We start from the raw sequence: 13,854 nt of genomic DNA on the forward strand, positions 1-13,854 counted from the left end.
TGTTCCCTGTTCCCAGTTAAGCTGTTCCCTTTTGAGCAGAAATTTTGGATACAAATCAAATAGGATTGCTATATGTTTGCTCTGCAATAATAATACTAGGGTTATAGCACTACCCATGACAGTGGTACAGACGTGCCAATAGCCTTACAGCATAAATAGGCACGTCTCTACTAATCTACTAAATCCAGCAAACCCTTTCCCAATTCGTAATTCCTAATTCCTAATTCGTAATTCCCAGTTAAGCTATTCCTGCTTCAAGTAACGCTAGATTAGTCCTGTTTTAACCGACGGCGAATCGCCTCAACAACGGTTTCAATGACTTTCACACGAGCATAATATTTATTATTAGCAGCTACTAATGTCCAAGGCGCATGGGGTGTATGGGTGCGTTGAATCATTTGATTAGCGGCTACTTCATACAACGGCCATTTTTCGCGGTTTCGCCAATCTTCTTCCGTGAGTTTATGTAATTTATAAGGGTTGTCTTTCCGTTCCTGAAAACGTTTTAATTGTTCTTCTTGATCAATATGTAACCAGAATTTAACTAACACATAGCCCGCACTGGTTAACTGTTCTTCAAATTCATTAATTTCTTGATAAGCTCGTCGCCATTCTAACTCAGTCGCAAAGCCTTCGACTCGTTCTACTAATACTCGACCATACCAACTGCGGTCAAATACTCCTAATTTTCCCCCCGGAGGTAACCAACGCCAAAACCGCCATAAATAATGATGAGCTTTTTCTTCATCCGTCGGTGCAGCAAAGGTATTTACTTCATAACTACGGGGATCTAAAATATCGGTTAATCGTTTAATTGCTCCTCCTTTTCCTGCCGCATCCCAACCTTCAAATAAAGCTAAAACGGGGATTTGTTGTTGATGGAGAGTTTGTTGCAATTGACTTAAATTAACTTGTTGCTGACGTAACTGGATTTTGTAGTTTTCCGAAGATAAGGCGGCACTTAAATTAACCGCAGCCAGGGGGTTAGGTTCTGTGGGTTGTAAACGGTCTTGAGGCGTTGTAAAGGCAGGAGGTAATTGAATATACAAACGGTCTAAGGCTTCTTTTATGGAAGCCACCATTGTTGATAATACCTTTACCCTAGCCCAGCGTTTACAGTCTCCTTCGACTAATATCCAAGGGGCTGAACCTGTCCCAGTATGAATCACCATTTCTTCTGCTAGGGTGCTATAGGTATCATAATTTTTGGCTTGTTTCCAATCTTCAGGACGCACCCGCCAAGCTTCTAACTCATCTTCTGAAGCCGTTTTTAGACGTTTTTTCAGTTCTTTTTTACTCAAATGGATCCAAAATTTCGCCATCACCGCCCCATCATCGACAAGCTGACGTTCAAAGGCGTTAATTTGTCGCATGGCCATGGGCACATCCGGTGCTTCCAGTCGCCCAAACAAGCGATCTTCTAAAATATGGGTATACCAACTATGATAAAAAATGCCAATAGTGCCTTGAGGAGGTAATTTTTGCCAAAACCGCCACAGAAACGGATAACGGGATTCTTCAGGGGTCGGGGGCCAGATGGGATGAACCGTAAACCCCCTCGGGTCCATGTATCCCACCATTTTTTTCACGAGTCCACCTTTTCCCGCCGCTGCCCATCCTTCTAATACAATAATAATCGGTAATTTTTTATCTCGGCAGGTTTGTTGAAGCGATCGCAACTCCTTCATTAAAGCTTCTATCTGAGTTTTATAGCTTTCTTTATCCAGCGATAGCGTCAGGTCAAGGGTATCTAACATTGACTCTTTGATCCTCATGAAGTCCTGATTCAATATTCTAATTCTGATTAGGGCATGACTCAAAAACCTAAATAACTTTTTTAACTTTTGGTTTGAGAACATTCACCGGATTGGGATCAGTTATTGTATAATCAAAACTCACTCAACTACGGATTAGTAAACGTGGGAAATAATGCGTTTAACTTGCAATCGTCGATTTGTTTCGTTTAAAAAAGCCATTTCTCAACAGCAAGCTTGGATTTGTCTGGTAATTTTAGTTCCTTTTATCTTACTTTCTGTTCGATTTAATGTTCACGAAGATTTATTACTGGATCAAATTTTAATTCAAGTTCCCCATCAAATCTTTCCCCAGAGTTGGGATGCTATTTTTCGGTTTTTTTATTTATTAACAGGGGTCAAAGGAACAGCCGTTATTATTGCTTTAACTTTAGGGTTACTCGTTTGGAAACGGTATTGGATTGAAGCCAAAGTTTTAGCGTTTTCCACCTTGGGTATTTTAATTGTAGTCGATGATATCCTGAAACCGCTAATTTCTCGCAGTCGTCCCCCAGATCGATTAGTTGAATCTGTCGGAAGAAGCTTTCCCAGTGGTCACGCGACGGGGAATGTTTTGTTTTATTTTTTTATGGCTTATCTCCTCGCAGAACGTTATCCCAAATTAACGCCCTATATCTATGGATTTGCTACCCTCTGGGTACTGATTATTGGCTTTAGTAGTGTTTATTTAAGATGTCATTGGCCGAGTGATATTCTCGCCGGGTATGGTTTAGGCTATATTAGTTTAACCCTGAGCTTGGCGTGGTTAAAAATAGCGCGTGAAAATCATAAAATCAGGAAATAGTCAACCATCAACCCATGTTATTGAATCAATCTTTTAAAACGATCTGGAAATCCTGGGAAAATTATCCGAAATTTCTTTGGGGAATAACTATTCTAGGATTATTATTGCTCAGTGTGATCGCCTTTTTAAGTCATTTAGGCGATATTGGGTTAATTGATAAAACCGAACCCATGTTTGTTGAAGCCGCCCGACAAATGCACCTCACAGGCGATTGGATTACTCCCTATTGGAATGGGGAAACTCGTTTTGATAAACCGCCCTTAATTTATTGGTTAATGGTGATCGCTTTTCAAGCTGTAGGGGTGAATGAATGGGGCGCACGATTACCGTCAGCTATAACCGCAATTTTATCGACTTTTTTTGTATTTTATACCCTGCGTTACTTTGGAAACCCAGCCTCTTTACTAGGGGAAATTAAACCTTCTACCCTGCGTCAACAGTGGATTGGAGCCTGGTGGGGAATGGCAATGATGGCCTTAAATCCAGCTTGGATTGCTTGGGGACGCACGGGGGTTTCCGATATGCTTTTAGCCAGTTGTTTAACGATTTCATTATTAGCATTTTTCTTAGGTTATGCTCAACCCCAAACTCGCCAACAAAAAGCTTGGTATTTTACATTTTATACCTTTTCTGCTTTAGCCGTTTTAGCCAAGGGGCCGATTGGAATTATATTTCCGATTTTGATTATTGGTGCATTTTTAATTTATACCCAACAATGGCAAAGAGTGATTTGGGAAATGCAGTTATTACCCGGAATTTTAATTTTTATCATCATAGCAGTTCCCTGGTTTATTTTAGTCACCCTTGCCAATGGTCAAGCTTATTTAGACACATTTTTTGGACATCATAATTTAGAACGATTTACCAGTGTGGTTAGTAATCATCCTGGCCCTTGGTTTTATTATTTCCCCGTAATTTTAGTAGCGTTATTACCTTGGTCTGTCTATTTACCGATAGCAATTTATCAAGTCAAATTTTGGCAACTTCAAGAGTGGCGTTCTCAAGATCGTTCTCAACAGTTAGGTGTATTTGCTTTATTGTGGTTTGTGATTATTTTCGCTTTTTTTAGTGTATCTGCAACCAAACTACCCAGTTATGTTTTACCCTGTATTCCCGCCGGAGTGATTTTAATCAGTTTATGGGGAAATCAGCAGAATAATATTGAGTCAAACAAAACTAAAATATCTCTGCCTTTTTTAATCACAGGCAGTATTAATATTCTGATATTATTAATATTAGCAATTGCCAGTTTTTTAAGTCCGAAACTGGTGGGAGAAGATACTCCTAATTTTCCTCAATTATTACAAACCAGTCATTTACCCATAATATCAGGAATAATCTGGTTAATCGCTAGTGGAATCACCCTTTATTGCCTTTTGCAACCTCGATGGAGACGGGCAGTTTGGATCGGAAATGTTTTAGGATTTTTAGCATTTATGAGTTTAGTTGCCTTACCAGTGGGTCAATTATTAGATACTCAAAGACACTTACCTCTGCGACAATTATCCCTACGAGTTCAACAAGTTCATCAACCCAATGAACCCCTGATTACCATTGGTGTTTTTAAACCCAGTTTGGTATTTTATACCCAACGCCGGATCTATTTCATGACCTACAATATTAAACAACGATTATTAGAATTATTTCCTTTAAATCGTCCCATTGATACCATTTTAATGATTACAAAACCTAAAGAAATCGCCAAATTAGGATTAAATTCTTCAGAATATCAAGTTTTAGAAAATCAAGGCGGTTATCAATTAATTAGAATTAAGCGAGATGTGCTATTAAAATAATAGAGGTGGAGAAACCCCACCTCAAATAGTTCAGCCAGAATTTGGTGTTAAAGATTACATTTACCCTTTGTACAACAACTAGGATAAGTAGACTGATAAGGAGTTGAGCGTTTACCAAATAATAAATATCGATGATCCCGAACTTGTTCATAAAGGCGATCGCCGATCCATTTTAACCCAGGTAAGGCTCGATAAGTTGCGACAAAAATTCCTCCTGCGGGTAAAAGTCTGCCAATTTCTTCCGCCGCGTCACTTCCTTGCCAACGGTGGTTAGGTTGATTCCCATCAATTAAAATCATACCTAAGTTACACTCGCCGGGAGTAATGGCAAAATGGCTTAACCCTTGCTCATCCTGCATAGGAATATAGGTAAACTGGTGTCCTTGATCTAAAATTTCTAACAGTTGCACCAAGGTAACACATAAGTTGCAATTCCCGTCATAGATTACATGATATGTCATTAAATTAGCCCAGAGTCACAATCCGATAGTGTTACCATGCTCTTATAGGATAAAACATTTCTAACCATCCAGGGAATTAAGAAGTGATATTGATTCAAGGATCACCTCTATCTAAAGAAATAGGGGAATTCATCAGTATTTTTGTACCAGTACCGTATCAAGCCTAATCTGTACAACGCTTAAAGTTCCGTAATATCACTGTTTCCTACAGATATTTTTTTGAGTAAACTAATAAGTTTATCTCGAAAAATTTTTGTGAGGTAGGATCGTTTAAATCCTCATCTTAAAATCTTTTTTTTTCTGTATAAGCCAGTTTTCTTAGCTATAGATAGAGGGAAATACCGAAAGATTGAGGTTAAAATTGATAGCCATCTCAAAAACTGGAATTGTCAATATGAATCAGAATGGAAGCAATCACTCTTGGCAACTCAAAACTCATCTACAACAATCTTTTTTTGAGAAGAAAAAGACGGATTTTGAGCCTTTTTCCCGGTCAATGGGTTTAGACTTAATCAGTTTAGTGCTAAGTGTGCTGTTAGGTTTGTATTTGAACAGTTCGGTTTTGAATATTGTCTTACGAGATTTTTTCAAGATTCAAGTTGATATGGCGTTTTGTCTGGTTTTAGCGGGAATCAGTTTATGGCTATGGTATCAAAACTCTTCATTTGTTTTTCAGAAATTTACACTATTTTGGCTTAAATTTCAGGGCGTGTATCAACTCGCCTGTCAAATCCTCCAACAGTTTTTACCCAGAATATTTTTAATGGGGTTGTTCCTACGAGGATTAATCTTTTTAGGGTTCCATTACCCCCTCTACACTCGTGAACCTGAAGAGATGATCCAAAATCTGACCAATTGGGTTTTGTTTCTAATCTTTATTGGGTGGATCATCCATCATGTTAATTATATGTCCTACCGCCATTCTCAAGCTGAAGACTCAAACCCTCTGGAACTAAAACAGAACTTGCCACCGGGGGAAAATGACACCTCCCAACCCCAAGAAAAGCTTTACCAAGCTCTTTTATCTGCCCCCCATCCCATGATGCTACACACCGAAGATGGCGAAGTCATTGAAATCAATCAGAGTTGGGCAGAAATTACAGGCTATACTGTGGCTCAATTACCCACCATTTCAGCCTGGAGCCAACGGTTAACGAACCCAAAACCTCTCCCCAGCACTAAAAATCTAGTCGGGGGCTCTCGTTTACCTGAACTTCGCCGAAATTATCTGATTACAAATCATCAAGGCTATCTGAGAATTTGGGAATGGAGTACCCTGACCTTGGGACAATTGACCGATGGTAGAGCATTACTTCTAAGTACAATTGTAGATGTTACAGAAGATCAACCAACCCAAACGCCTATTCAACAATCTCAACAATCTAATGAACAACTACAACTTTCTTTATTACAATGGACAGCCGAATTAACTCAGGCGAATGATGGGTTACAAGAAGAACTCCAACGTCGTCAACAAATGACATCGGAACTTTATCAAGTCAGTGAACGCCTTAAACAATTACTTCGCAGTAGTCCGGCGGTGATTTTTAGTTGTCAACCCCAACCCCACTATCAAATTACATTTATTAGTGACAATGTATATACGCTTTTAGGATATGAAGTTACTACTTTTTTAAAGGAAGAAAATATTTGGCACAACTATGTTCCAGAGGAAGAAAAATCTCAATGGCAGGATGCTTTTATTCAGGTGTTAACAACTGGAACTTATATTCATGAAGCTCGTTTTTTACACGCTCAAGGTCATTGGCGTTGGTTACGGTTAGAAATGCGATTGATTAAAGATGGGCGCGGAAATCCCTTAGAAATTGTGGGTTATTTCGTTGATATTACTGATCGCAAAGAAGCTGAAATGCAACTTTTAACAACACAAAATCGGTTAAAAACAGTGATTGAAACTGTGGGCAATGGAATTATGCTTAGTGATGAACAGGGGAATTTTTATCTGTTTAATCCTCAAATGACAGAAATTACGGGATATACCTTAGAAGAAGCTCAATCTCATTCCGATTTTCTGGCTTTATTATATCCAACGCCTGAAGGTTATCAGAAGGCGCAAGAGCGATTAAAAAAGGTGATTGCAACGGGTTCAATTTTTAATTTAGAAACCACAATTCAAGCTAAAAATGGGCAGTTAAAAACCTTACTGTTATCAACGGTGATGATGCAAGATCAGCAACATCGCTTATTTTTATCCACATTTCAAGATATTACACCGCTCAAACGAGCCGAAAAAGCATTGTGTCAACTGATTGTTCAAGAACATTTAATTTGGGAAATTACCCATCAAATTCGTCAATCCTTGAATTTAGATGATATTTTAAATGCAACGGTTAAAGAAGTTCAACAATTACTCGAATGTGATCAGGTTTTAATTTATCGAATTTTTCCAGATCGGCGAGGTAAAATTATTGCCGAAACAGAACCCGATGAATCGTTAAAATTTCTGAGAAACCAACAATCTAAAACTCCTTTAATACCTCTGGAATGCTATGAAAATTTTAATCAAGGTCGGATGCGAGTGATTAATGATATTAATCATGATCCGATTCATTCAGGAATGCTCAAGGTCTTAAAATATTGGGGAATTTGTTCGGCGATTATGGTTCCTTTATTTGAACAAAATCAACTTTGGGGACTCTTAATGATTTGTCAAAATCATGGGTTACGCCATTGGTTACAGTGGGAAGCGACGTTACTGCGACAAATTTCCGAACAAGTTGGAATTGCCCTACAACAAAGTCAACTTTATCAACAAACTCAATATCAAGCTCGTCGTGCCCAAACGTTAAATCATGTGATTCAATTCATTCGTCAATCGTTGGATTTAGATACCATTTTTTCCACAGCCGTCGCTGAAATTGTCACCTTATTACGGGTGGATCGCGCTTGTATTTTACAACATCTTCCCCAAGAAGAACAATGGAAAGAGGTAGCGTCCTATAGTTATGATCGCAATACAACTCCTGCAATTCTTTCCCCCATTCAGCAACTTCATCACTCAGAAACTGAAGATCTAACTGTTCCAAATTCTCAAGAAATTCAACATTTAACTGGAATTTCAGGAACCTGGTTGCCGATTCCTTTGCGGGTGGGTTCTCAAGTTTGGGGCTGTTTGGGGTTACTTAAACATCAACATTTAAGGGGTTGGAAAGAATCGGAAATCGAGTTAACTTGTGCCATTGCTGATCAATTAGCGATCGCAATTCAACAATCTGAACTTTATCAAGAATTACAAGTTGCTAACCAACAATTAAAACGCCTCGCCACCGTTGATGGTTTAACTCAAGTGGCAAACCGTCGTCGCTTTGATGAATATTTGGAACAGGAATGGCAACGTTTACAACGAGAACAAGGTTCTTTAGCTTTAATTATGTGTGATATTGACTATTTCAAACAATATAATGATTACTACGGACATCCCGCCGGAGATAGCTGTTTGAAACAAGTCGCTCAAGCAATTGAGAATACGTTACGGCGCCCTGCTGATTTAGTCGCTCGTTATGGTGGAGAAGAATTTGCCATTATTTTACCCAATACCAATCAGGATGGAGCGATTCATGTTGCACAACATATTCAAGGGGCGGTTTTACAACTAGAAATACCCCACGACAAATCAACAGTAAGTCAGTGGTTAACTTTAAGTTTAGGGGTGGCTTGTACCCTTCCCTCTCCTTTAACGTCTTTGTCTGTGTTAATTGAGGCTGCTGATCAAGCCTTATACCAAGCTAAACAACAAGGACGCGCCCGTTATTGTGTTCAACCCGTGTAGAATTTACTGTTTTGGAGAAATATCGATTCCCAATAAGAATGTACGGTATAAAATTTTATGCCTAATAGGGGTTTCGTTTTTAAAACAGGTGTGATAGTATACTATTGTGATGAAATTTTGGGGACTGAGCGCTCTGTTGAACTGAAAGGGGGAGAGCGCTCTTCATTAATTCCAACAAATCAATAGCGGTAAATCACCTCAATTCCCTTAAAATTAACCACCACTAACCGGGGGAATTAAAACAACTTCATCTCCATTTTTTAGAGGTGTCTCAGCACTGGCAAATTCTAGGTTAATGCCAAATTGCGTTAGATTTCGCCATTTCTCTAGTTCAGGATGTTCCTGAATACAGTGGTCTAAAATTGCAGATACAGGCGTTTGAGGTGGAAGGTGTAACACTAATTCGGAAACACTGTAGGCTTCTTGAAAGGCTGCAAAGAGTTTAACCGTAACCGTAATTGACATATTGAGAATGAAGACTTAAAAAATATTATGATAACAAAAAAAGCAGCTGATCGCGGCTTGAAATGAAAAATCAAATTGTTATTTTTTCCACTAGAGAAAAGTTTTAAAAATTAGCTTAATCTTAACGTTAATTTGAACCCTTTTAAAGCAAATAAAAACCCTACCCCTTAGAATCACAGGATAGGGCAAAGCATTGCTTAAGAGTTAATATTTAACTTTTATTTAAAAAGCCTTGAACTTGTCTGAGGGCGATCGCACCAATATTATAGACAGCCCATCCCGCCGCAGCCAGCAAGGGTAACAGAACAATGAGAATCCGAAAATCGAAATCCATAGATTTTCCTCCTAAAAATTTTTAAACGTCTCTCATCTTTTTATTGTGATCGTATTTTTGTCTTTACTGGTCTTAAATTTCCTCCCCAGGCAGGAGTTGGGGTTCCCAAGACCCAAGACCCAAAAAACTGATCTTTGACTGTTTAGCGATTAGCTAAGGTTTCGCTAATGGCCTAAAGTCAAGCATGATAAGGAGATTCTATCAGATTTCCGGGGGGATGGAATGAGAACCCTGTTCAAAAATGTGAAGTTTTGTTAATTATCTTCAGGGAAAGTCCCCAAAACCTATAGCGCTACTTGAAGAGGGAACAGCTTAACTGGGAACACCGAACAGTAAGCAGTGAATCCTTTTGCTGGATTTAGAAATGTCCTAACTGTAATGTGTAGCGCTATAGACCCAAAAAGCAAATCTTAAATTTTGATCGATTTGAACCTTGACTGGGCACAATAGAAACCAGAGAAATTGGGGGATAGACCATGTTAACCCGATCACACTTGTGATGACAGCTTTTGATGAATTTTGAAATTTTGGCTGATCTTTAGGAGTTTAAATTATGATTCAGGTTAACTATTCGCTTTCTCATTCATTAATTGCTACGAATACAGCGACTACCGTTGATTTAATTCTAAATTTTAATGGAGAAAAAACAGCCCGTGTTTCTTCTCGACGACCGTTGAATTTAAGTTTAGTCATTGATCGTTCGGGTTCAATGGCAGGTCAACCTTTGCGTTATGCCATTCAAGCTGCCCAAAAGTTAGTTGAATCTTTAACGGAGCAAGATATTGTTTCTGTTGTCATTTATGATGATCAAGCTGATTTAATTTTACCTCCTCAACCCGTTAAAAATAAAGCGGAAATTTGTAAAATCCTGGGCAAAATTAAAGCCGGAGGTTGTACAAATTTAAGTGGGGGTTGGTTATTAGGCTGCGAACAAGTTAAATCTTGTCTCAATCGTGAACATTTAAACCGAGTTTTATTATTAACCGATGGACAAGCCAATGAGGGCATTACCGATCCTCAAATCTTGACAAAAACGGCTCATAAACAATCAGAACAGGGTATTATCACAACTACATTGGGATTTGGTACTTATTTTAATGAAGATTTATTAATTGCGATGGCTAAGGCGGCGGGAGGGAATTTTTATTTTATTCAATCTCCCGATGAAGCCACCGATGTCTTTCGGATTGAATTAGAAAGTTTAACCTCCGTAGTTGGCCAAAATTTAACCGTAACATTACACCCTGAATCCTCGATTGAACTCCGAGAAATCTTAAATAATTACCGAACATCCTCCACTGAAAAGGGCTTAGAAATTTTTGTCGGGGATGTTTATGAAATAGAAGCCAAACAGTTAGCCGTACAATTAGTAATTCCGCCTCAAAATCCTATTGGTCAACTGCCACTGATCTCGATTCATTATCAATATCAAACCCTTGTTAATGACAGTATTGAACAGCTTTCTGGAGAATTACCGATTACCATTAATATCGGTTCCGAGGCAGACGCTCAACAAGTTAAACCCGATCAATCCGTTTTTGAACAAACCAGTAAATTGAGAATTGCTCAAGTTAAAGAACAAGCGATCTCTTTAACCGATAAAGGAGACTATCAAAAAGCGGCGGAAACCTTACGATCTGCGATTCAAGACATTCAACAAAAACTCTTAAACGAAATCTTTGAAATTGCTGAAGAAATTGAACAATTAGAATATTATGCTCAACGGATTGAAACCCGAAATTTTGATTCCGTCAGCCGTAAAGAAATGCGAGATCAATCCTATCAAACCCGAACTCGCAACCGAGAAGACTTAAATTTACGAGGAATTGCAGCCGGAGATGCTGATAGTTTAGAGGCCGTTTCCAGTTTTGAACAAGGGGTATTAGTCGAATGTATTCGCGAGGGGGGAAAATTAAGAGTTCGAGTTATTTCAGACGGGTATAATCCAGAGTTTAATGTTCAGTTTCCACGTCATATTCGAGAAGAAGGCGTTACTTATATTGTCGAAGAAATTAAACTGTCTGCCAATGGAGATTTTTATCGTGCTTCTGGAACCATTAAACGCTTCGTCAAACCCGGAGAAGAATGTCAAGCCGGAACACAGAAAACCCCAAAAACGACTAATTTACAAGCTGCTAAAGCTCCTAAATCCTTCGCTGATTTAGAAACCACTGATACCGTCGGAAATGGCGTGATTATTCAATGTGTGAAAGAAGGCAGTAAACTCCGGGCGCGAGTTGTTTCCGATGGTTATAATCCTAATTATAATATTCGCTTTCCTCGTGATATTCGCGCCGAAGGTGTACTCTATGTAGTTGATGAAGTTCGGGAGTCTTCCGATGGCAAATCTTATGCCGCTTATGGCAAAATTCGCCGTCTGATTCAATAGAATTGGATGCTAACCATCAACACTTAAAGAAAATAAACCTCAAGGTTTCGGGTCTAAACAACTAGCACATATTACTGAAAAAAGGAATCGTCTACGGCAGGCTTGGTCGCTAGTGATTCAATGCTGACTGTAGTTATAATGCCCTGAACTCAAGTTCGGGCTAAAAGCTCAAACCCGTTTTAACGGGTTAAGAAAAACAAGCCTTCAGTCATCTTTAGATGACGTAGAGACGTTGCATGCAACGTCTCTACAGCCTGAAATTTATTTCAAGGCTTTTAGGGTTAAGTTGACGGACTTTGAAAGAAACCTCGCTCCTACGATTTACCTCTAAAAAAATACAATGGGAGATTGGATGTGAGAACTATAACTTCTACACATTTTAACGCTAGATTCGGCAAAACGGAGGGTTAAGGAGAGACGAACTTGACCACTCATATTACAAATCGAACGGTGAATTAAATCATCAGTAAAAAAGATAAATTCTCCCGGTTTTAAACAAACGGGTAATGCCAATTGTTCTACATCTGTTTTGACTTCAAAAAAAGGATTTCCGCTAAAGGGATCATTCATTTTAACCGAACATAACGAGTTATATTTTTCCGGTAAATATTGAAATCCATTGCCCGCATTTACTTCAGTTAAAGCAAGATAAGCATGGAGAGTTTTTCCCGTTTTTGTTAATAACTGAGGATATCGGTCTTGATGCCAAAGGGGAATTAATTGTTGTGCGGGATAATTCACCCATAATTCAGAACGCCAAAGAAACAAAGATTCTCCTAAATATTCTCGAACTTTTTCGAGTAAATAGGGGTTTTGGCAAAGTTCAAAAATAACAGGAGAATCTAAATGGCGTTCCATGTGAAATTCCCGTTTTAATCCTTGAATTAGTAATAATATTAATGAGCCAAAATTTCCGGTTTTGAGAAATTGATAGCTATTAAAAAGGACGGGAATAGGAGAACGGGGTAAAACAATCTTGAAAATCTGTTTTTGAATCTCTTTCAGTTCGGTTTCGGTTAAATTTAAAGAATAAGGCCCCCAGATTCCATCTTCAGGGTTATATTGAACGGGGGTTTGTATAATTGGATTAGATAATCCAGTCCAAAATAAACTTTTTTCCCAAATTTGACTCGCTAAATGATCATTTATGCTAACATCCGTTAAGGGCATCGGTTGAAGATTTCGATTTAGGAATTGACCTTGAACTGAATTATATTCAGGATCAGTCAAAAATTTCATAATATTTTTACTTATTTTTTGAGGAGAATTACCAATCTTTAAAAAACGGCTTAACTGATGCCAAATGGTAATATTAGATTGAACAAAACCCGGATGAAATGTATTGACTCTGACGGCGGTTTGATACAATTGATGTTGTAGAAGATACCGCATCAAGAGTAATAAACACATTTTAGAATCTGCATATAATTTCAGGAAGTTCAAGGGCGTTTTCTTCACCCATCGTTTCCAGTCCAGATTTTTTGACCATAAAGCTACATCAGAACCTATGAATATTATTTGGCTGGATTCTGATGAGTTGAGTTTATCTAATAATAAATAGGTTAATAAAAAATGTCCTAAATAATTGGTTCCCCAAATTAATTCAAATCCTTCTTCTGTGGTTCCAGATTGATTAAAAATACCTGCATTATTAATTAATAAATTTAACGGAAGCTGTCGTTTTTCAAAATGATTAACACAGCAACGAATTGAATCTAATGAAGCTAAATCTAACGGTAAAAATTCAACTTTTCCCTGATTTGTGTGTTTTTCAATATAATCAATGGCTTGATAGGCTTTGCGTTCAGAACGACAAGCTATTAAAACATGATATCCCTGTTTAGCGAGTTCTAATGCGGTGGTTAAACCTATTCCAGAACTTCCCCCGGTGATTAGACAAACTGGTGGTTTCATATTAACTCTGGTTAAAATTCACTCTGGTTAAAAAAATGCCCTTGTAGAGACGCGCCTATTTATGCCGTCAGGCTATTGGCGCGTCTCTACGGTTATTGAAGGCGCGT

9 protein-coding genes are annotated in these 13,854 nt (G+C 38.3%); 4 read left to right on the forward strand and 5 right to left on the reverse strand.

All coding sequences use genetic code 11. The features are described from left to right. Positions 1–269: 269 nt before the first annotated feature. Positions 270–1,757 (reverse strand): polyphosphate:AMP phosphotransferase, encoded by a 1,488-nt coding sequence (pap, locus tag PL9214_RS14250; RefSeq protein WP_072719482.1) that lies wholly within the window; start codon positions 1,755–1,757, stop codon positions 270–272. A gap of 172 nt (positions 1,758–1,929) precedes the next feature. Between pap and PL9214_RS14255 the strand changes: the two genes are divergently transcribed. Both PL9214_RS14255 and PL9214_RS14260 read left to right on the forward strand, forming a co-directional pair. Continuing rightward, on the forward strand, positions 1,930–2,598 hold the full coding sequence (locus tag PL9214_RS14255) for a phosphatase PAP2 family protein (protein ID WP_072719483.1): 669 nt from the start codon (positions 1,930–1,932) through the stop codon (positions 2,596–2,598). 14 nt (positions 2,599–2,612) lie between these two features. Further along, entirely contained in the window at positions 2,613–4,394 is a 1,782-nt protein-coding gene (locus PL9214_RS14260) for an ArnT family glycosyltransferase (RefSeq protein ID WP_072719484.1), read from the forward strand. A gap of 47 nt (positions 4,395–4,441) precedes the next feature. On the opposite strand, the gene PL9214_RS14265 is transcribed toward PL9214_RS14260, so the two are convergent. Further along, entirely contained in the window at positions 4,442–4,855 is a 414-nt protein-coding gene (locus tag PL9214_RS14265) for a thiol-disulfide oxidoreductase DCC family protein (protein ID WP_072719485.1), read from the reverse strand. Positions 4,856–5,249: 394 nt separating this feature from the next. Here PL9214_RS14265 and PL9214_RS14270 point away from each other — a divergent pair, with 394 nt between their 5' ends. Beyond that, the gene (locus PL9214_RS14270; protein WP_072719486.1) at positions 5,250–8,645 is read left to right on the forward strand and encodes a diguanylate cyclase domain-containing protein; all 3,396 of its coding nucleotides are present in this window, start codon (positions 5,250–5,252) and stop codon (positions 8,643–8,645) included. A gap of 213 nt (positions 8,646–8,858) precedes the next feature. Here PL9214_RS14270 and PL9214_RS14275 read toward each other — a convergent pair whose 3' ends face one another. Both PL9214_RS14275 and PL9214_RS14280 read right to left on the reverse strand, forming a co-directional pair. Then, positions 8,859–9,110, reverse strand: coding sequence for a MoaD/ThiS family protein (locus tag PL9214_RS14275; RefSeq protein ID WP_072719487.1), 252 nt, complete (start codon positions 9,108–9,110; stop codon positions 8,859–8,861). A gap of 211 nt (positions 9,111–9,321) precedes the next feature. Then, positions 9,322–9,444, reverse strand: coding sequence for a photosystem II protein Y (locus PL9214_RS14280; protein WP_072719488.1), 123 nt, complete (start codon positions 9,442–9,444; stop codon positions 9,322–9,324). 553 nt (positions 9,445–9,997) lie between these two features. On the opposite strand from PL9214_RS14280, the gene PL9214_RS14285 reads away from it, so the two are divergent. Further along, complete coding sequence (locus PL9214_RS14285; RefSeq protein ID WP_072719489.1) at positions 9,998–11,833, forward strand: vWA domain-containing protein; 1,836 nt, start codon at positions 9,998–10,000, stop codon at positions 11,831–11,833. A 327-nt stretch (positions 11,834–12,160) separates the two neighbouring features. On the opposite strand, the gene PL9214_RS32710 is transcribed toward PL9214_RS14285, so the two are convergent. Next, positions 12,161–13,747 carry an SDR family NAD(P)-dependent oxidoreductase gene (locus PL9214_RS32710; protein ID WP_072719490.1) on the reverse strand — a complete coding sequence of 529 codons (1,587 nt, stop codon included), beginning with the start codon at positions 13,745–13,747 and terminating at the stop codon, positions 12,161–12,163. Positions 13,748–13,854: the final 107 nt, after the last annotated feature.

The sequence above is a fragment of the Planktothrix tepida PCC 9214 genome (genome assembly GCF_900009145.1).
In the GTDB taxonomy this organism is placed as follows: domain Bacteria; phylum Cyanobacteriota; class Cyanobacteriia; order Cyanobacteriales; family Microcoleaceae; genus Planktothrix; species Planktothrix tepida.

Excerpts from the sequence above, each read along its gene's own strand:
- pap (WP_072719482.1), bottom strand. The coding sequence starts at position 1,757 with ATGTTAGATACCCTTGACCTGACGCTATCGCTGGATAAAGAAAGCTAT.
- PL9214_RS14255 (WP_072719483.1), top strand. The coding sequence starts at position 1,930 with ATGCGTTTAACTTGCAATCGTCGATTTGTTTCGTTTAAAAAAGCCATT.
- PL9214_RS14260 (WP_072719484.1), top strand. The coding sequence starts at position 2,613 with ATGTTATTGAATCAATCTTTTAAAACGATCTGGAAATCCTGGGAAAAT.
- PL9214_RS14265 (WP_072719485.1), bottom strand. The coding sequence starts at position 4,855 with ATGACATATCATGTAATCTATGACGGGAATTGCAACTTATGTGTTACC.
- PL9214_RS14270 (WP_072719486.1), top strand. The coding sequence starts at position 5,250 with ATGAATCAGAATGGAAGCAATCACTCTTGGCAACTCAAAACTCATCTA.
- PL9214_RS14275 (WP_072719487.1), bottom strand. The coding sequence starts at position 9,110 with ATGTCAATTACGGTTACGGTTAAACTCTTTGCAGCCTTTCAAGAAGCC.
- PL9214_RS14280 (WP_072719488.1), bottom strand. The coding sequence starts at position 9,444 with ATGGATTTCGATTTTCGGATTCTCATTGTTCTGTTACCCTTGCTGGCT.
- PL9214_RS14285 (WP_072719489.1), top strand. The coding sequence starts at position 9,998 with ATGATTCAGGTTAACTATTCGCTTTCTCATTCATTAATTGCTACGAAT.
- PL9214_RS32710 (WP_072719490.1), bottom strand. The coding sequence starts at position 13,747 with ATGAAACCACCAGTTTGTCTAATCACCGGGGGAAGTTCTGGAATAGGT.